The sequence below is a fragment of the Archangium sp. genome (genome assembly GCF_036277355.1).
In the GTDB taxonomy this organism is placed as follows: Bacteria; Myxococcota; Myxococcia; order Myxococcales; family Myxococcaceae; genus Archangium.
This window is the reverse complement of the sequence record NZ_DASUNC010000211.1, coordinates 13,799-31,802: the sequence shown is the minus strand read 5'-3', so window position 1 is coordinate 31,802 and position 18,004 is coordinate 13,799. Positions and strand designations below refer to the sequence as shown.

Below are 18,004 nucleotides of genomic sequence, written 5' to 3'. Positions count from 1 at the left end.
TACCTCCCACGTCGGCCCCACGGCCTTTCCCGCCCTGCTCCCCATCCGCCCAGAGCTACTCACGCTCTGGCACCGCGTAGAACCTCGGTACGGTCCGGAGCTGCACGCCGGTGGAGATGGTGGCGGTATCCGCGGTGCCATCCTGCTCATGGCGGAGCACGCCCCGCTCGATCCACTCATAGAGCTCCAGGCACATGGGGTAGGTGTGGCCCTCGGGCGTACGGGCCTGGGTGAAGCGGCCGTACACACGCTTCGGTCCGACGAACAGCTCCCCGGAGAACACGGTGCCGTCGGGGAGCGGGTACGAGTAAGCGCGCGAGCCTCCTAGATGAAGGAGGGTGCTGGGACCCGAGCGCACGGTGACTCTCTGTCGAGGTCCTCTCACGGTACCAGGGATGAGAACCGACCCGTACTTGCCCTCACGCATGCCCAGTTCCTTCATGGCCTGGAGGGAGCCTTCCGGGCAGGGGGCCTCCGGCAGGGACAGCGGTGTGGGCCGGACCTGGGGAGCGGTGGGGGCGGGGCAGCCGGTGGCCAGCGAGCAGGTGAGGGCGAGTCCGCCCACCGTGCGGGCCACGCCGCGCGACTGTCTTGGAAGCGCTGGGGTGGTGGGGAGGGGAGAGGGGGATGGACGCTTCACGCGCGTGTCCTTGGGAGGCGCCGCACGGGCGGCGGGCGCGGGGGTGGGAGTCGCTTCGAGCGCCGCGCCGCCGCCACCTTCGAGTGGCTCGTGCCCGGGCGCCACTTCCTGGCCGGACACGGGCCCCACCCCGGACGTGGGAGGGGCGGCGACCACCGGAGACGTCACCCCGGGTGCGTCGCCGGGAGACGGGCGGTGGGAGAGCCCGGGTCCGAAGCCCAGCACGAGCCCCAGGCCGACGACGGCGCCCCACCGCCAGGGCGTGCCCCGGGTGCGCGGCGGCTCGGAGGCGGGTGGGCTGGGCGTCTGCGCGGGGGCGGGCGTCTGGGGCGCGGCGGGAGGCGGGCCCTCGCCAGGCGCCGCCTCACGGGTGGGCGGGGCCGGGGTGGCGGGCTCCTCGGGGGTGAAGGGAGCGCCGCGCACTGGGTGGCGCCGCTCATAGGCCTCCAGCCGCCGCCACCGCGTCTCCTCCTCCGCGTCCTCCAACTCCTCCTCCGCCTCGGTGGTGGCGGTGTCCGGGCCATACGCTTGGCACAGGGGCACGTCCCAGGCCGCGTCCGCCCCGGCCAGTGCCGCCCCGAGCGCGGCCTCCACCGCCTGCGCGTCCGGGTAGCGCGCCGTGGGTTGCTTCTCCAGCATGCGCAGACACACGGCCGCCAGCGCCGCGGGCACGCGCGGGTTGCGCACCTGGGGCGGCTCGGGCGCCTGGTGCACGAGGGCCTCGCCCAGCGCCCGGGCGTCGGCCAGTGAGTCCCCCGTCTCCTCCACCTGGAAGGGGAAGGTGCCGGTGAGCAGCCAATAGAGGACGACGCCCAGGGCCCACAAGTCGTCGCGGGCGTGCGCCTCGTATGGCCCCCGCTCCTGCCGGTGGCCCTCGGCCTCGGGGCTGCGGTAGGGCGCGGTGCCCGGCACCCGGGGCCCCGTCACCGGGTGGGCGCCAGGGAAGGTGCCTACCCCGAAGTCCACCATCACCGGCCGCCCGTCCTTCTCGCGCACCACCACGTTGGCGCACTTGACGTCGCGGTGCACCACCCCGGCGCGGTGCACCGCCGCCAGTTGCCGCGCCAGCGCGCGCACCACCTCCGCCACCCGCCGCGCCGTGGGGTTGTGCCTCCCGGCCCACGTGTGCAGCGACATGCCCTGCACGTACTCCATGACGAGGTAGACGAAGCGCGGCGCCTTCTCCGGCCACTCCCCATGCCCACGCACCGCCACCCAGCCCAGCCGCCGCAGCCGCAGCAGCACTTCCAGCTCCCTCCAGGCCCATGCCGCCGCGCGCGGCAGGTGGATGAACTTCACCGCGTACGGTTTGCCCCCCGGGCTCCGGGCCCGGTACACCGTGCCGTAGCCGCCCGCGCCCAGCCTCGCCTCCAGCACCAGGCCCCCTACCTGCGTCCCAGGCAAGGGCAGCTGTGGCTCCAGGGGCTCCAGGACGGCCTGTCTCCACAGGAGGCGCCGCCGGGCCCTGAGCCACTTGTCCCCAACCTTCCCGGCCTGCACGCCATCCATGCGCACCACCTCCCAGGTGGGCCAGCATAACACCACCTGTCACCGGGTGAGGCGCCCCAAGTCTGGCTCCAGGGGCGTGGGTTTCACTTCTACGTACGTGGAAGTGGATTCATCGAGGAACGGTCCCGGGAAATGGACGGTCCGGCGCCGGGGGGCTGCCGGGCCCTTCTTCCTTCCTCAAGGGACTCTCTCCGGCTGGCTGAGGAAGAGGGCATGGAAGAGCGTCGTCGTCGGCGGCTCCTGGGGCTCCACGATGAGCGGGATGGGCGTCTGAGCGATGCCATGGGGAAGGGCCTCGACCCCGAACGCCGCCTCGATTCTCCTGGCGATGATGGCGGCGGGAACCTGCATCCCGGGCGGCAGCGAATCGAGGAAGACCTCGTGGCTCCGCTCCCCGCCGCGATAGGTGTATTGGACGCCGTAGACGGTGTACACGGGCGCCAGGATGCTGACACAGCCGACGACAGCCGAGCCAGTCGGCTGTGCGTTGGGATAAGCTGCGCAACGGAAGCAGGAAGTGCACGTCGCCGTGGCGTTCCCGATGTCAAAATCCGGTAGCGCTCCCTTGAGCTCGCGCAGGAATACCCGCCATTGCTCCATCTTCTTGATCTCTTGCTCCCATTTCTCCGAGAACCTGTCTTCCTCGGGGCTGTTTTCTGGCCTGTAGTTGAACTCCTTGTCCAGACGGAAATAATTCCGGACAATGGACAGCAGTTCCTCTGCTGAAAGTGGCATGAGCTCAAAAGTTGAATTGGATGATGGTGGGTGTTGTTTTCTTGTGACACGACGTCGTGACCATTGAGCCGCGCACGGCACGAGCCAGGATTTCGTTGAACTTCGCTTTGAATTGTTCACAAACAAAGCCAGGACCACGCCAGCCATCCGCTCCTGGCTCGGTCTTTTCCACGACAGTTACGAAGTCGAAGTGACGGGGCAGATAGTGGTTGAGGGTGCAGCCCGCGAGAACGGGTAGTGTCACAAGGAGCAGCCGGAGCGGTAGGCATACAGGCTCTCGTGCAAGCGTCATGGTCGTGCCCAGGCTACTCTACCTGCCCGCGCAGGTATGGACCTGGGCCTCCCCTTGACACGTACGCCCTGGAGGTGTGGGCGGTAGAAACCTCCTGGGACTTCCTTCTGCCCAGGAGCAGGTGGCTTGTGGAAGGGCCTTCGAGTGTCCGAGACTCGGAGCCCTCATGCCCGCCAGCGATGAACGCCGCCTGCAGGCCCTCGTCCTCGCTCCCGTCCGGCGCGTACGGCGGCGTCTCAACGCCGTCCTCTGGACCGAGGCGGCGGTGGCTCCCGTGTGGGCCGCCGCCACGGGCTGCGTGCTGGTCCGGATGTTGTTGCGCGACGCCGCCGTCTGGGTGCTCCCGGTGCCACTGCTCGCCGCGGGCGCGTGGTGGCTCGTCCGGGCCCGCGCCCGGAGCGTGTCCCTGACGCACGCGGCGGTGCTGGCGGATCGCTCGGCCGGGGCGGGTGGCTTGCTCCTCACCCGGCTGGAGCGTCCCGTGGGCGAGTGGGAGCTCTCCGCCAACCAGTTCGCCCGCGCGGTGACGTTGCCCCCGGTGGCCTGGAAGCGCCCGGTGGGAGCGTTGCTCGCGGCGCTCGCCTTCCTCGGGGTGGGATTCCTCCTGCCGCTGCCCGCGCGCCAGGTGCGGCCCGCCAACGCGGCCGCCGCGGCGAAGGTGGCCGCCGTGCAGGCCAAGGCCGAGGCGCTCGCCCGCGAGGAGCCGCTGGGCACCCCGCTGGAGGAGGAGCTGCGCCGGCTGTCCGAGGAGGTCGCCGAGGGCCGCTTCGACAGCGCCGACTGGGAGGCCGCCGACAGCCTGGAGAAGTCGCTGGAGGCCCGCGCCGCCAAGGCCGCCGCCGAGCTGGCCGCCGCGTCCGAGGCCGCTCGCGAGCTGGAGGCGTCGCTGGACGCCGCCGCCGGAGCCGAGGCCGCCACCCGGGAGCGCGAGGCCCTCGAGAAGGCGCTGATGGCGCTGGGCTCCGACAACGCCGCCCAGCAGCGGCAACAGCAGGGCCAGGAGAATGGGAATCCCGCCTCCGGCAACAGCGGGGGCGCGCCGGGCGCGGGGGATGGTGGCACCCGCGGTCAGCAGGCCCAGGGGCAGCCGGGTGGCAGTGGCAGTGGAGGTGCGCGCTCGCGTGATGAGGTGGCCAGCCTGCGCGAGACGCTCGAGCGCCGCCAACGCGAGCTGGAGCAGCGCTTCGGCCAGGGCAATGGACGCAACGGCTCGCGTCAGGGACAAGGCGAGGGTGAAGGCGAGGGCGAGGGGCAGGAGGGACGCCAGGGCGGCCACGCGAGCCGCCAGACGCGGCAGGGCCAGGGCAAGGGCGGCACGGGACGGGGTGGGGAGAGCCAGCCGCTCGTCTTCGGCGAGCAGGCGGAGATGGATCCGGAGCGGCTCGCCTTCAAGCCGCTGCCGAAGGGGCAGGGCGGCGAGGCACAGGGGCTGTGGGGCCTGCGCTCCGCGGAGCCCCAGCGGCGCGAGGGCGGTGGCGGTGGGGGCGCGCAGGGGACGGGCGCGCAGGGCGACGCGGAGGCGGGACATTCGACGGGGCCGCTGCTGCCCCGCAACCGGGACCTGGTGAAGCGGTATTTCGGGGGGGAACCCTAGGAGAGGAGTCGGCCGTGTCGGAACTGTTGAGCCCCGCCGAGGTGCAGGGCGCGGCGGAGAGGGTGGCGCAGCTCCAGAAGGGGCTGAATCAGGTGTTGCTCGACCAGACGCAGGTGGTGGAGCAGGTGACGGCGGCGGTGCTCGCGCGCGGCCACGTGCTGCTGGAGGGCCTGCCGGGCCTGGGCAAGACGGAGCTGTGCAAGGCGCTCGCGCGGCTGCTCGGGCTGCCCTTCCGCCGCATCCAGTTCACCCCGGACCTGCTGCCCGGTGACATCACCGGCACCTACGTCCTCGAGGGCGAGGGCCGCCGCGACTTCACCTTCCGCGAGGGGCCCCTCTTCGCCAACGTGGTGCTCGCGGACGAAATCAACCGCTCCAGCCCCAAGACGCAATCCGCGCTGCTGGAGGCCATGCAGGAGCGCAGCGTGACGGTGCTCGGCCAGACGCGCCCGCTGCCCGAGCCCTTCTTCGTGCTCGCCACCCAGAATCCCATCGAGCTGGAGGGCACCTACCCGCTGCCCGAGGCGCAGCTGGACCGCTTCCTCTTCCGCGTCCAGGTGCCGCCCGTGGGCGCGAAGACGCTCACCACCCTGCTCACCACGCGCGTGCGCGGCACTCCACCCGTGCTGCCGCAGGCGACGGACGCCGAGGGCCTTGCCTCCCTCTTCGCCGCGGTGGACCGGGTACACCTGCCCGTGCCGGTGGCGGACTTCATCGGCCGGCTGGTGGAGGCGAGCGACCCGCGGGGCCCGGGTGCGCCGGAGCCGGTGCGCCGCTTCGTGCGCTATGGGGCCAGCCCTCGCGCGGCGCTGGCGCTGGCGGCGGCCGGACGGGCACTCGCGTTGATGCGGGGCAAGCCCAACGTGGGCTTCGACGAGGTGGTGGCCGCCGCTCCCGCCGTCCTCAACCACCGCCTGGTGCTCGCCTACGAGGCCTCGCTGGAGAAGGTGGGCACCCTGGACGTGGTGCGTGCCCTGTTGCAGGCCATCCCCGAGGTGCCTCGTGCGTGAGCGTCTTCCCGCCGCGCTGCTCGCCCTGCTGCTGTGCGCGGGCCCCTCGCTCGCGGTGGCCAACGAGCCCCCGGTGGCGCAGACCGCGGTCGCCGTGGAGGCGCCCGACGAGGAGGAAGCGGGCTCCGAGGAGAGCGAAGAGCCCTGGGTTCCCGGCTACGAGGAGATGCCGGGCCAGCCGGTGGAGGTGACCGAGGGCGGTGCCCTGAAGGCCACGGTGGTCAACAGCATCCTGCGCCCCGCGGGCGGCTACATCCCGCTGGAGGTGGTGCTCTTCAACCCGGGTGCCACGCCTCAGGCCGTGAGCATCCGCGTGGAGTCGCAGCGCGTGGGCCGCTCCCAGGTGTCCACGCGGCAGGTGGAGGTGGGGCCTCGTCAGCGGCTCTCCGCCTGGGTGCCCGTTCCCAGCATCGCGCAGGGCGGCCTGGTGCGCGTGAGCAGCCCGGGCAGCACCTTCCGGACCTTCAACTTCTACTCGGTGGACCCGTCGGGCCAGGCGGTGCTCGTGCTGGGCTCGGAGCAGGCCTTCCAGTCGGGCACGAAGCTGCCCCGGGTGAAGAACAAGCCGAAGCTGTCGGTCCGCTTCATCACGCCGCAGGACGCGCCGCGCGAGCTCGCCCTCTACGTGGGCCACCGGATGGTGGTGGTGGCCGGGGACGTCACCACGATTCCGGCGGATGCCTGGAGCGCGCTCGAGGCCTACGCCGCCACCGGTGGCTCCCTGATCCTCCTGCGTCCTCCGCGCGACGTGGTGTCGCGCCTGCCGCTGCTCACCCAGACGCCCACGGGCGAGGTGCCCTACGGCTTCGGCCGGTTGCGGCTGTGCGCGAAGGCGCAGGCGTGCGGCGAGGCGCTGATCGGCGACGTGAACCTCATGGGGGAGCCGGAGCAGGGCCAGGTGAGCGTCGTCGTTCCCGCGGGGCCTCCGCCGAGCTGGCAGCGCGGGCCCTTCAACAGCAACCACCTGTTGAACAACGGCGAGGCGCCGCTGCTGCCCGGAGTCCAGGCGCCGGTGGGCCGCTTCCTGGTGCTCATCACCCTCTTCGTGCTGGCGGTGGGGCCCGGAGGCCTCATGCTCGCCCGGCGCAAGGGGCCCGTGGCGCTGCTCATCGCCGTGCCCTCGGTGGCGCTCGCCACGTGCATGGCCATCGTCGCCTGGTCCGTGCTCGTGGAGGGCTTCGTCATCCACGCCTCCCGCTACAGCCTCATCTGGCTGGACCGGGACCGGGACCGGGCGGTGATGGTGGGCGTCGGCGGCTACTATGCCAACCTGGAGCCGGAGGGCGTGCGGATTCCCGCGCAGGCCGCGCTGCTCGGGCCGGACGTGGATTGGGAGTCGCAGGCCACCGAGGCGGACTGGACGAATGGCATGGCGGTGACGGGTGGCTTCCTGCCCTCGCGCACCTACCGCGAGTGGGGCGAGGTGGCGATGCTGCCCTCGCGCGCCCGGCTCACCGTGCGCCGCGAGGGCCAGGGGCTGCGGGTGCAGAACGCGCTCGGCGCACCACTGGTGTCGGGCTACGTGCGGCTCGGCGGCAAGCTGTGGGCGCTGCCGGCGCTCGCCGATGGCGCCGAGGGCGAGGCCACGCTGGCCACCGCCACCGAGGACAAGGTGTCCTTCCTCCACGTGGTGGACTTCTCCGCGTCCGCGACCCGCCGCTTCTCGCGAGTGGCCTGGCGCCTGCTGGACGAGCCGCTGCCGGAGGGGATTTTCGCCGCGCGGCTGGAGGGACCGGGACTGCTGCCCCTGTCGGCGCTCCCGGTGGAGCTGCACGAGGGCATGCACTTCGTGCAGGGAAGGGTGGACGGACCATGAGCCTGCTGGAGGTGAAGGGACTGCGGCGCGACTACGGCGCCCTGCGCGCGGTGGACGACGTGTCCTTCGAGCTGGAGGCCGGCACCATCCTGGGCTTCATCGGGCCCAACGGCGCCGGCAAGAGCACCACCATGCGGATACTGGCCACCCTGGACACGCCCAACGCGGGCCAGGTGACGCTGGACGGGCACTCGCTGGTTGACACCCCGGACAAGGTGCGGCCGCTCATCGGCTACATGCCGGACCGCTACGGCACCTATGACGACGTCACCGTGCTCGAGTTCCTCGACTTCTTCGCGCGCGCCTACGGCCTCCACGGCAAGGAGCGGGACAAGCGCGTGGCCTCGGTCATGGAGTTCACCGGGCTGCTGCCGCTCCAGGACAAGCTCACCAGCGCGCTCTCCAAGGGCATGAAGCAGCGCGTGGCGCTCGGGCGCACGCTGCTGCACGACCCCAAGCTGCTCATCCTCGACGAGCCGGCGGACGGCCTGGATCCCCGTGCCCGCATCGAGTTGCGCGAGCTGCTGCGCGCGCTCGCGGACCAGGGCAAGGCGGTGCTCATCTCCAGCCACATCCTCACCGAGCTGGCGGAAATCTGTGACACCTGCGCCATCATCGAGCAGGGCCGGCTGCTGGCCACGGGCAAGGTGGCGGACATCCTCGCGCAGGCCGCGGGGGCGGCGGTGGCGGAGCTGATGGTGCGCCTCTTCCCGGGCGAGGAGGGCGAGGCGGTGTGGGGCCGCGCCGAGCGGCTGTTGCTGGAGCAGCCCCGGGTGAAGCAGGTGGCGCGCGAGGGCGACGCGCTGCGGGTGCGGCTGGAGCACGAGGGCGGCGCGGCGGGCACCTGGGTGGACGAGTCGGCGGCGCGGCTGCTGGCGGTGCTGGTGGGGGCGGGCGTGCCCGTGTGTGCCTTCAGCCACCGCGAGCGCAACCTGGAGGATGCGTTCATGCACGTGACGAAGGGGAGGGTGGCGTGAGCGCGCTCGCCACGGACACCGCGGGCACCGCCCCGCGCGAGGCGGCCCGGCCCGGAGTGCTGGAGCGGCTGGGGGACCGGCTCAACCCGCTGGTGGTGAAGGAGGTGCGCCAGGGCCTGCGCTCGCGCGTCTTCTGGGTGAGCTTCGGGCTGATGCTGCTGTCCTGCTTCATCATCTCCATGGTGGCCTACGCCACCACGCGGGAGGACGGGCTCTCCACCCAGGGACAGGGCTTCTTCTTCAGCTTCTACATCTGCCTGGCGATGGTGCACTTCTTCATCATCCCCTACAGCGCCTACCGCTCCCTGGCGCGCGAGCGCGAGGACGAGACGTGGGTGCTGCTCATCCTCACCGGCCTGGGGCCCCGGCGGATTCTGCGCGGCAAGGTGACGTCCTTCCTGGTGCAGGCCGGGCTGTACGCCTCCGCCGTGGGGCCCTTCCTCCTCTTCAGCTACTACCTCAACGGCATCGACCTGCCGACCATCCTCCTGGTGCTCGCCCTGGGCGCCAGCTGGCTCGTCTTCGTCACCGTGGTGGCGGTGTGCGCGGCCACGCTCGCGGACGGACGCATGGGGCGCGCCCTGGTGAACCTCGTGCTGCTGGGCGCGCTGGGCCTGGCGCTCATCTACGCGCTGATCGCCGCCTTCTTCCTGAGCGAGCAGGGCTACCGCTCCGTCGTGCGCGAGAATGGTTTCCTCCTCGCCACCGGCATCATCCTCTGGGTGATGTTCTCCTACGCGTGGTTGCTCTTCGAGACGGCCGCCGCGCGCCTGTCGCTGGCCACGGAGAACTACACGTGGGGCCCCCGGCTGGCGCTCACCGTGCAGATGGTGCTGTCCGGCGCGGGGGTGGTGGGCCTGTGGCTGTGGGACACCCCCCCGACGGCAGTGGCCGCGGTGGCGAGTGTCATGGGGTGTCTGCACCTGGCCGTCATCGGCGTCTTCGTGGCCACGGACGTGGATGGACAGGCCCGGGCGCTGCGGGCCCGCACGCGGCCCTGGTCCCTCCTGCGCCCGGGCGCGGTGCGTGGCTTCCGGCTCATCGTGCTGCTGGTGCTCGGCTGGACGGGGCTGTGCATGGGCTTGTTCTTCCTGTCCCAGGGCAGCTCCAGCGCCGCCTCCCAGGCCCATGTGCTCGGGGTGCTCGCCGCACCGGCCTATGCCATCTTCTACCTGTCGCTGCCCCTGGTGGTGGGGCGCATGCCGCGCTCGGACCAGCTCGCCTCGCCGGCCGTGGTGCGCGTCCTCTTCTTCGCGCTGTCGGGCCTGGCCGGGGCGCTGCTGCCGCTGATCTCCGTCCTCTTCGATCAGCGTGTGGATGACCCGCTCTTCAACCTGCTCAACCCCTTCATCGGAATCGCGAACTTCAGCGACTACAACGACTCGACGGAGGAGACGAAGATGAACCTGGGGTTGCTCGCCTGCGTGTGGCTGGTGGCCGTGCTCGCCGCCTTCGCCGCGGACCGGGCCCTCGTCGAGCGCGAGCGCCGGGCCCACGCCTCATGAGCACCGCCCCGGACTTCGACGAGGCGGAGGTGGCCCGGCTGGCCCCGGGCCTCGCGTTGGCCCTGCCTCGTACGCCGCAACGCGGCCGGGTGGGCGAGGTGCGCGCGGCCTCGGCCGGCTCCTCGCTGGAGCTGCATGACTTCCGCGTGTACCAGCCGGGAGACGACCTGCGGCAGATGGACTGGAACGCGGTGGCGCGCACCGGCGAGCTGATTCTGCGCGTGCGCCAGGACGAGGTGTCCCCGCGCCTGGAGGTGCTGCTGGACGGCTCGCGCAGCATGGCGCTGTCGCCCCGCAAGGCCGCGTGCGCGCGCGAGCTGGCGCTGCTGGCCACCGAGGTGGGCGCCCACCAGGGACTCAGCCCCACGTTGCTGGTGGGCGGCGCGCGTCCCGAGCGCGTGCAGGGCCAGGTGTGCCGCTCCGCCCTGCGCTCCGCCACCTTCGACGCGAAGGATGATCTGCACGCCGCGCTGGGACGCCTGCCACCGTTGCGCCCATGCGGCCTGCGCGTGGTGGTGAGCGACTTCCTCTTCGAGGCTCCGCTGCCGGCGCTGGTGTCGCGGCTGGCGCAGGGGGCCGCGGCCCTCTTCCTGGTGCAGGTGCTGGACGCGGAGGACCTGGAGCCCACGGGCGGCGAGGGCGCGCGCCTGGTGGACGCGGAGAGCGGCGCGGCGCTGGAGGAGCTCCTCACGGAAGAGGTGCTGGCGGCCTATGCGCGGCGCTTCGCCGAGCACCAGAAGGCGCTCGGGGCCGCGGCGGCGAGGGCCCGGGCGGTGCACCTGGTGGCCCCCGCGCCCCAGGCCCTGCGCACGCTGGTGGCCGGAGCGCTGCGGCCGCTCTTCCTCCCGGCGGGGGTGGCATGAGCTTCGGTTTTCCCTGGGGACTGCTGGCGCTGGGCGCGCTCGTACCGCTGGTGGCGGCGTACTTCCTGCGGCGCAAGCAGAAGCCGGTGGTGGTGAGCGCCCTCTTCCTCTGGCGCACGCCCCGCCCCCGCGCCGAGGCCGGCCCCCGCTTCGAGCGCTTCACCCGCGAGGCCTCGCTGCTGCTGGAGGCGCTGGCGGTGGTGGCCGCGGCCCTCTTCCTCGCGGACGTGCGCCTGGGCGAGGACGCCCGGACCCGGCACCTGGTGCTGGTGGTGGACGGGAGCCTTTCACTGTCGGCGCGAGGCGCGGACGGACGCTCCGTGCTGGAGAAGGTGCGCGCGGAGGCGGCCCGGCGCGTGGAGGAGGAGAAGGCCACGAGCGTGACGGTGCTGGCCAGTGGCACGGTGCCTCGCGTGCTGGCGGGGCCGGAGGCGGAGCCCTCGCGCGCCCTGGCCGCGCTGGAGTCCTTCCGGGCCCTGGGCGCGGACCATGACGTGGCGCCCACGCTGCTGTGGGCCCAGGAGCTGGCGGGCCCGGGACGGCGCGTGCACTTCTTCACCGATGCTCCGCCCGCGGAAGGGGTGGCCGTGCCCGCGGCGGTGCGGTGGACGGCGCTGGGCGCGCCTCGGGACAACGTGGCGCTGGTGTCCGCGTGGCGCAGGGACGAGGGCTCCACGGCCACGGTGACGCTGCGGGTGGCGCGTTTCGGCACGGGGCCCGAGGAGACGGAGGTGCGCGTGCGGGCGCGGCCCGGCCCGGGAGCGAAGGAGGGCACCGAGCGGCGCGAGCGGGTGCGGCTGCCCGAGGAGGGCGCGGCCACGCTGCGCTTCACCTTCGAGAACGCGGGAGACGTGGAGGTGGCGCTGCCCGCGGACGCGCTGCCCGAGGACGGCGAGGCCCGTCTGCCACCGGCCCCGGAGCGGCGGGTGCGCGTGGCGCTGGCCGAGGGACTGGACGCTCAGGCGCGCTCGACGCTGGAGCGCTTCCTCGCGGTGTCGCCCGGTGTGGAGCAGGGGCCGGGAGAGGGAGCCCTGGTGGTGGGCCCGCGGGGCTCGGACGCGCGGGTGACGGTGGGGGCGGGCGGTGCCGTGCGCACCTTCGTGGGCCCCTTCTTCGCGGAGAAGGGCCACCCGCTGCTGGATGACGTGCAACTGGGCGGCGTGCGCTGGGCGGCCGGTGCCGAGGCGCCTCCGGGCCGGGCGCTGATGACGGCGGGCACGGTGGTGCTCCTCTCCGAGTCCGAGGGGCAGGTGCACCTCAACGTGGACCTGGCGCGCTCCAACGTGCAGCGCACGACCGCGTGGCCGGTACTGCTGGGCAATCTGTTGCGCGAGGTGCGGCGCTCGCAGGAGGGCTTCCCCCGGCGGCAGCTGTCGCTCGGCGAGACCCTGGCGGTGGTGACGCGCCCGGGCTCGCGTTACACGCTGGAGGGTCCGGAGGGAACGCGGCCCCTGTTCGGCGCGGGGGCGTTGAGCCTGCCTCCTCCCGCGGTGCCCGGCCGTTACACGCTGGAGCGGGACGGCGAGCCGGTGGACGCGGTGGAGGTGCTGCCGCTGGATGCCCGCGAGTCGGACCTGCGTGGGCGCGGCGAGGGCGACAGACCCGCGCAGGCGGCGGGAGATGACGAGGACGGAGGCGCCGCTCCCGGACGGGCGCGCTGGCCACTGCTGGTGCTGCTCGCGGCGCTGCTCGTGGATTTCCACATCACGCGGCGAACCGAGGCGAAGTGAGCCTCATTGAATCGCGGAGTCCTGCTCAGGCTGGCGGGCCTGACCTGGTGGCTCGCGCCGTACACGCCGCTGTACCACTGTTCGACAACGCCCAGATGGGGAGAAGTAGAGTCCGGGGATGAGCACTCAATACGATGGAGTGGCCGAGCAGTACTCCTCCACCGAGGAGATGCCGCTGCGGATCTTCGTCGAGGTCCCCCGCGTTCTCGAGCTTCTCGGGGAGCTGCGTGGGAAGTCGGTCCTGGACCTCGCGTGTGGTAGCGGCTTCCTCACGCGGCTCTTCCGGCAGCGGGGCGTGGCCCGCGTGGTGGGGGCCGACCTCTCGGAGGACATGAGCCGGATCGCCCGGCAGCAGGCCGCGGCGGCGGGGCTCGACATCGAGTACCGCGTCCACGATGTGAGCAGTGCTTCGCTGGGCGGTGACTTCGACCTCGTCTCCGCCGTGTGGCTGCTGCACTACGCGGGGCAGCCCGAGGCGCTCGAGCGGATGTGCCAGAACATCCACGACAGCCTGAAGCCGGGCGGCCACCTCGTTGCGCTGGTGCCGAGAAGTCCACGCTTCACCCGAGGGAGAACGGGAACTGGAGGCAGTCGTCTACTACCTCCGGGAACGGGGGACGAAGACGACTGGAAAAGTCACCCGGCAGGTATTAACCTGTTTGATGCGGGAACAGCGAGCGGAGGAACTGATGTGGACGGAGGGACAGCGGCTCCGGGCAGAAGGACGCCGGCAAGGAAGGGCCGAGGGGAAGGCTGAAGGACGGGCGGAGGGGCGGGCCGAAGGACTTGCGGAGAGCGTGCTGCGGATCCTCGCCGCCCGCGGCCTGTCCGTGGATGGCAAGTCCCGCCAGCGCATCCTGGGCTGTACCGACCTGGACCTGCTCGACCTCTGGCTCGAGCGGGCGCTGCGCGCCAACCACCTCTCGGACGTGCTGATTCAGAAGCCGTCCACGACAGGGCGCGCATCCGCCAGGGCGCGCTAGAGCACTCCGGCCTCGCCCCAGCGCTGGCGCGCCCACTCCAGCGTGCGGGCGTTCCCGGGTACCTGTTGCAGGAAGCGCTCGCGGGCATCGGCGTCCGGAATGTCACGAGCGTGCTCGCGCAGGTAACGCAGGGCCTCACGCAGTGCCGCCTCGCCCGCGTGGGTGTCTCCCCCGGCGAAGCAGGCCTCGGCCAGGGCCATCCGCAGGGCCACGGCCCCGGAGCCCTCGCTGCCGTCCTGCTCCAGCCGCCGCACGCCGAGCGCCGCCACCTCCCGTGCCTCGGCCGCCCGCCCCTGGGCGAGCAGCACCCGGCTCAACAGCGTCCGGGCCGTGTGCTGGTGGAAGACGAAGGAGGCCAGCACCTCGCAGGCCTCGCGCGCCCGCGTCTCGGCCTCGGCCCGTGCGCCACGGTTCTCCGCCAGCTTCGCCTTCAACAGGTGCGCCAGACCCGGGAGGATGTTGCGGCCCGCGAGCTCCTGGCCGTCCGCCAGGGCCCGTGCCTCCTCTCTCCGGGCCGGGTCGGTGCTGCCCGCCAGCAACAGGGCCAGACTCAACCGTGCGTAGATGTCCGAGACGTGGATTCTCGAGCGCCGGGCCTGGGCCAGGTTGTCGCGGAACAGGGCTTCGGCACCGGCCCTGTCCCCCAGCGCCTCCAGGGCATGCGCCCACATCACCTGGGCCCCCATCGCGAGACGTTCCATGCCCACCTCGAAGAGCCCGCGATACCCCTGCTCCAGCCAGACGTGGGCCTGCCACGGCCGGGCCTCGAAGATGAAGGAGTAGAAGCCCCCCGCGCAGCGGCTGAAGGCCTGCTCCATGCGCGCCTCGGGCACGGCCTCGGTGTCCGGCTCGACGAGGCGCGCCAGGAGCGCGGAGGCCTCCTGGCGGCCGCTGCTGTACAGGCGCATGTACATCACGGCCCAGCGCGCCTCCAGGCTGGGCACCCGGGCCCCCGGTTCCGGCCGCGTCCGCAGCAACTCCCGCTCGAGTGCCGAGAGCTCCTCCTGCCCCCCATTGACGGCATGGCCCAGGTACAGCCCGCTGAGCAGCGAGTACCACGGGCGGCTTCCGGCCCTCAGCTCGGCCAACACCTTCGGGCCCATGTCGAAGAGCCGGGTGAAGTCACCCAGCCAGAAGGCCAGGGTGGCCTGGAGCGCGCGCAGGGGCGTCAGCTCCGCTCCCCGGGCATCCAGGGCCAGGGCGGCGTCCACGCACCGCACCGTGGCGGGGAGATCGTGGCGCTCGAAGTGCTGCTCGGCGGCCCGGGTGAGGAAGTGCACGGCGCGCTCGGGCTGCTGGCCCAGTACGGCGTGCTCGGCGAGCACGCGCGGGTCGCTCTCTCCGGCCTGCTCCAACCACTGGCCCGCCAGACGGTGACCGCCGGGTTTGTGGCCGTCGGGCACCAGTCCGTAGGCCGCGTCCCGCACCAGCGCGTGGCGGAAGCGGTACTCCTCCTCGCCGGGGAAGCGGCTGGCCCGTTGTGGCTCCACCCACTCCCGCTCCACCAGGTGCTGGAGCCAGCTCTTCAGCGCCTCCGCCGTCATCCCCCCGTCCAGGAGCGCCCGCACGCCGCCCCTCCAGAAGGTGCGGCCCAGGAAGCTGGCGGCCCACAGCACCTGACGGGCCTCGGGCTCCAACCGCGCCAGGCGCGCCTGCAACATGGCCAGCACCGTTTCGGGTGGAGTCTCGCCCCGGCCCTCCACCACCGAGCGGATGAGCTCCTCCAGGAAGAGGGCGTTGCCCGCCGACTGCTCCACCAGCCTGTCGACGAGGGCGCCGGGCGCGTCCGCTCCCAGCATCTCGCGCACCAGCCGGGCGCCGGCCTTGCGGCTCAGTCCACGCAGGGGCATGGGCTGCATGCGTTGCGCCCACGGGCCGGGCAGCAATTGCTCCACCTCGGGCCGGGCCAGGGCCAGCACCAGGAAGGGGTGCTCGGCCAGCTCCCGCAGCGCCTCGTCCATCAGCCGCACCGAGAGCGGGTCTCCCCAGTGCAGGTCCTCCAGCACCAGCAGCACCGGATGATGGGCGCACTCGGCTTCGAGGAAGCCCACCAGCGCCCGGCCCATCTGGAGGCTCATCATCTGGGGATCCCCACGCGCGGCGTGCAGGCGGGGGCTGTGCTCATCGGGAAAGGGGCTGGCGCACAGCTCGCCGAGGAACTCCACCACCTCCCGGGCCCGCGCCTCGGGCAGGTGCTGGGAGAGGCGCTGGGACAGCTTCGCCCGGCGTTCCTCGAGCGGCTCGCCGCCGCGAATGCCGCACAGCCGGCGCAGGGCCTGGGCGAGCAGTCCATCCGCCGAGCCCGCGCTCATGGGGTCTCCCCGGCCCAGCAGCACCAAGGGCGCCGGCGCGTGGTGCTCCAGGCGGCGGAGGAACTCGTGGCGCAGCCGGGACTTGCCGGTGCCCGCCGGGGCCGTCACCAGCACCGCCTGGGCGCCCGGCTCCTCCACACAGGCCGCGAAGGCGATCTCCAGCACGGCCAGCTCGTGCTCGCGGCCCACGCACGGGGTGGGCTTGCCCAGCAGGGGGCGCGACTCGTCGGTACCTGGCTGCTCGCCGTGCAGCAGGAAGCCGCCGGACGGGGAGCGGGAGAGCTGGAAGCCGGGCCCGAGCAGCCCCGCCGTCACCTCGTCCAGCAGTACCGGGGCGGAGGGGGTGGGGAGCGGCTCCGCCTGGCGCAGCAGCTGGCCGGCACGGTCCATGGCCTCGCCCACCGGCAGGTGGGAGTCGAGGGAGCCGCGGCCGGTGGTGAGCACGACGACGGCCTCGGGCCAGCGCTCGAGGAGCGAGAGGGCGCAGCGTGCGGCGAGGGAGGCGGGGTCGGTGGCCGAGCCGAGGGAGGCGGCGAGGGTGAGCACCAGGGCGCCATCGGCCAGCAACTCCACCCGGGCGCCCCGCGGGGCCAGCAAGGTGCGCAGCGAGTCGCGCAGTGCCTGCCGGGAGTCCTGTTCCACCGGGAAGTGCCCCGTGTTGAGGCGAGGAGCGGCCAGCAGCACGGTGACGAGTTGCTGCCCGGCTGCCGCCAGGCGGGGCGGAAGGACGTCCGGGGCCGAGGCGGTGCCCGTGTCCGTGTCCAGCGAGGCGCCCAGCTCCTCCAGCGCCCCCAGCAGGTGGGTGGCATCCGAGTGCCGGTGGGCGGGCTCCCGGGCGAGCATGCGCTCCACCAGCTCCAGCAGGGCCACGGGCAGCTCGGGCCGCAGCTCGCGCAGGGGCGCCGGTTCGGTGAAGAGAATCTTGGCCAGGGTGGCCACCAGGTGCGGCGCGGAGAAGGGCGGCTGGCCGGTGAGGCACTCGTAGAGGACACAGCCCAGGGAGAAGATATCGGTCCTGGGCGTGGGCGAGGACTGCCCCGACACCTGTTCGGGTGCCATGTAGCCCGGGGTGCCGAGCATCGTCTGGCTGGCCGTCACGAAGGAGGACGGCTGCATGTTGCGGGCGAGGCCGAAGTCCAACAGCACCACGTCCTCGGGACGGCCCTGGCGCAGCAAGAGGTTGGAGGGCTTGAGGTCGCGGTGGATGACGCCCTGTTGGTGGGCGAAGGCGAGCGCCCGGGCGGCGTGGCGCAGCAGGGCGAGCGTTTCCTCCAGGCGCAGGGGCTCGTCGGCGAGGCGCTGGGCGAGGGTCTCCCCCTCCAGCCACTCCATGGCGAGGAAGGGGTGCTCCGGCCCGTGCTGGCCATGGGCGACGTAGGCGACGATGCCGGGGTGGCGCAGGGAGGAGAGGACTTCCGCCTCGCGGGTGAAGCGGCGGGGGGCGTCGGGGCTGGAGAAGGAGCGCAGCAGCTTGAGGGCGACGGGCTGACCGGAGAGGGCGTCCGTGGCGCGGTAGACGGTGCCCATGCCGCCGCGGCCCGCGAGCTCCTCCACGGTGAAGCGGCCGGCGATGACGGTGCCCACCGGCAGCGACGCGGCCGATGGCGCGGGGGGCTCGGACGGGGGCCGGCGGAGGAGGGTGCTGTCCATGGGGGCGGAGTCTAGGGCCGGACTCCCAGGGGAGCCTACCCCCGGGCAGTCGGGAGACCCGGGCCGCGCACTCCGAGTCGTATACGCTGCCGGCGAAGAACTTCGAGGGGACGCTGCGGATGATGACGCTCGACCTCGACGCCAGCGGGGTCTGCGCGCGTCTGCCCGTCGAGAGCGAGCCGGGCGTGTGGAAGTGCACCAGCGCCGAGGACACGGATTGCTTCAAGTTCGGCGGCTTCACGTCGGGAGGCGTGCCGGAGGTGATGGTGATCAACGCTCCGGTCGCGCGGGCCCGGGTCGAGGAAGTCCCTCGAGTGACGAGGAGGTCCTGCTCCAGAGCCCGCTGCTCTACAGGCGGATCCTCCGTTCGGGGGGCGCGCGGTGGACG

At 72.7% G+C, this 18,004-nt stretch carries 13 protein-coding genes; 9 read left to right on the top strand and 4 right to left on the bottom strand.

All coding sequences use genetic code 11. The annotated features are described in order from the left end of the window. Nucleotides 1-55: 55 nt before the first annotated feature. The 3 genes from VFZ09_RS51105 to VFZ09_RS51095 form a co-directional block, all read right to left on the bottom strand. Nucleotides 56-2,149 (bottom strand): serine/threonine-protein kinase, encoded by a 2,094-nt coding sequence (locus VFZ09_RS51105; protein ID WP_329735175.1) that lies wholly within the window; start codon nucleotides 2,147-2,149, stop codon nucleotides 56-58. A gap of 177 nt (nucleotides 2,150-2,326) precedes the next feature. Beyond that, the gene (locus VFZ09_RS51100; protein ID WP_329735174.1) at nucleotides 2,327-2,884 is read right to left on the bottom strand and encodes a hypothetical protein; all 558 of its coding nucleotides are present in this window, start codon (nucleotides 2,882-2,884) and stop codon (nucleotides 2,327-2,329) included. A gap of 4 nt (nucleotides 2,885-2,888) precedes the next feature. Then, nucleotides 2,889-3,056: a hypothetical protein gene (locus VFZ09_RS51095; RefSeq protein WP_329735173.1), complete on the bottom strand. Its 168-nt coding sequence runs from the start codon at nucleotides 3,054-3,056 to the stop codon at nucleotides 2,889-2,891. A gap of 286 nt (nucleotides 3,057-3,342) precedes the next feature. Between VFZ09_RS51095 and VFZ09_RS51090 the strand changes: the two genes are divergently transcribed. The 9 genes from VFZ09_RS51090 to VFZ09_RS51050 all read left to right on the top strand — a co-directional run bounded on the left by VFZ09_RS51090 (nucleotide 3,343) and on the right by VFZ09_RS51050 (nucleotide 13,654). Further along, nucleotides 3,343-4,770, top strand: a complete 1,428-nt coding sequence (locus VFZ09_RS51090) for a hypothetical protein (RefSeq protein ID WP_329735172.1) — start codon at nucleotides 3,343-3,345, stop codon at nucleotides 4,768-4,770. A gap of 14 nt (nucleotides 4,771-4,784) precedes the next feature. Continuing rightward, on the top strand, nucleotides 4,785-5,780 hold the full coding sequence (locus VFZ09_RS51085; RefSeq protein ID WP_329735171.1) for an AAA family ATPase: 996 nt from the start codon (nucleotides 4,785-4,787) through the stop codon (nucleotides 5,778-5,780). Then, nucleotides 5,773-7,596: a hypothetical protein gene (locus VFZ09_RS51080; protein WP_329735170.1), complete on the top strand. Its 1,824-nt coding sequence runs from the start codon at nucleotides 5,773-5,775 to the stop codon at nucleotides 7,594-7,596. Before VFZ09_RS51085 ends, VFZ09_RS51080 begins: the two co-directional genes overlap by 8 nt. Then, nucleotides 7,593-8,573: an ABC transporter ATP-binding protein gene (locus VFZ09_RS51075; RefSeq protein ID WP_329735169.1), complete on the top strand. Its 981-nt coding sequence runs from the start codon at nucleotides 7,593-7,595 to the stop codon at nucleotides 8,571-8,573. The genes VFZ09_RS51080 and VFZ09_RS51075 overlap by 4 nt, the downstream gene beginning before the upstream one ends. Next, entirely contained in the window at nucleotides 8,570-10,078 is a 1,509-nt protein-coding gene (locus VFZ09_RS51070; RefSeq protein ID WP_329735168.1) for an ABC transporter permease, read from the top strand. Before VFZ09_RS51075 ends, VFZ09_RS51070 begins: the two co-directional genes overlap by 4 nt. Further along, entirely contained in the window at nucleotides 10,075-10,941 is an 867-nt protein-coding gene (locus VFZ09_RS51065) for a DUF58 domain-containing protein (protein ID WP_329735167.1), read from the top strand. The genes VFZ09_RS51070 and VFZ09_RS51065 overlap by 4 nt, the downstream gene beginning before the upstream one ends. Beyond that, the gene (locus VFZ09_RS51060) at nucleotides 10,938-12,671 is read left to right on the top strand and encodes a BatA and WFA domain-containing protein (protein WP_329735166.1); all 1,734 of its coding nucleotides are present in this window, start codon (nucleotides 10,938-10,940) and stop codon (nucleotides 12,669-12,671) included. Before VFZ09_RS51065 ends, VFZ09_RS51060 begins: the two co-directional genes overlap by 4 nt. Nucleotides 12,672-12,789: 118 nt before the next feature. Beyond that, nucleotides 12,790-13,428, top strand: coding sequence for a class I SAM-dependent methyltransferase (locus tag VFZ09_RS51055; protein ID WP_329735165.1), 639 nt, complete (start codon nucleotides 12,790-12,792; stop codon nucleotides 13,426-13,428). A 40-nt stretch (nucleotides 13,429-13,468) separates the two neighbouring features. Beyond that, nucleotides 13,469-13,654, top strand: a complete 186-nt coding sequence (locus VFZ09_RS51050) for a hypothetical protein (RefSeq protein ID WP_329735164.1) — start codon at nucleotides 13,469-13,471, stop codon at nucleotides 13,652-13,654. On the opposite strand, the gene VFZ09_RS51045 is transcribed toward VFZ09_RS51050, so the two are convergent. After that, nucleotides 13,651-17,616 (bottom strand): serine/threonine-protein kinase, encoded by a 3,966-nt coding sequence (locus VFZ09_RS51045; protein ID WP_329735163.1) that lies wholly within the window; start codon nucleotides 17,614-17,616, stop codon nucleotides 13,651-13,653. The two genes, VFZ09_RS51050 and VFZ09_RS51045, sit on opposite strands and share 4 nt — an antisense overlap. Nucleotides 17,617-18,004: the final 388 nt, after the last annotated feature.

Bases quoted from the DNA above. Each gene is read 5' to 3' on its own strand.
- VFZ09_RS51100 (WP_329735174.1), bottom strand. From the start codon at position 2,884: ATGCCACTTTCAGCAGAGGAACTGCTGTCCATTGTCCGGAATTATTTC.
- VFZ09_RS51090 (WP_329735172.1), top strand. From the start codon at position 3,343: ATGCCCGCCAGCGATGAACGCCGCCTGCAGGCCCTCGTCCTCGCTCCC.
- VFZ09_RS51055 (WP_329735165.1), top strand. From the start codon at position 12,790: ATGAGCACTCAATACGATGGAGTGGCCGAGCAGTACTCCTCCACCGAG.
- VFZ09_RS51065 (WP_329735167.1), top strand. From the start codon at position 10,075: ATGAGCACCGCCCCGGACTTCGACGAGGCGGAGGTGGCCCGGCTGGCC.
- VFZ09_RS51075 (WP_329735169.1), top strand. From the start codon at position 7,593: ATGAGCCTGCTGGAGGTGAAGGGACTGCGGCGCGACTACGGCGCCCTG.
- VFZ09_RS51045 (WP_329735163.1), bottom strand. From the start codon at position 17,616: ATGGACAGCACCCTCCTCCGCCGGCCCCCGTCCGAGCCCCCCGCGCCA.
- VFZ09_RS51060 (WP_329735166.1), top strand. From the start codon at position 10,938: ATGAGCTTCGGTTTTCCCTGGGGACTGCTGGCGCTGGGCGCGCTCGTA.
- VFZ09_RS51105 (WP_329735175.1), bottom strand. From the start codon at position 2,149: ATGGATGGCGTGCAGGCCGGGAAGGTTGGGGACAAGTGGCTCAGGGCC.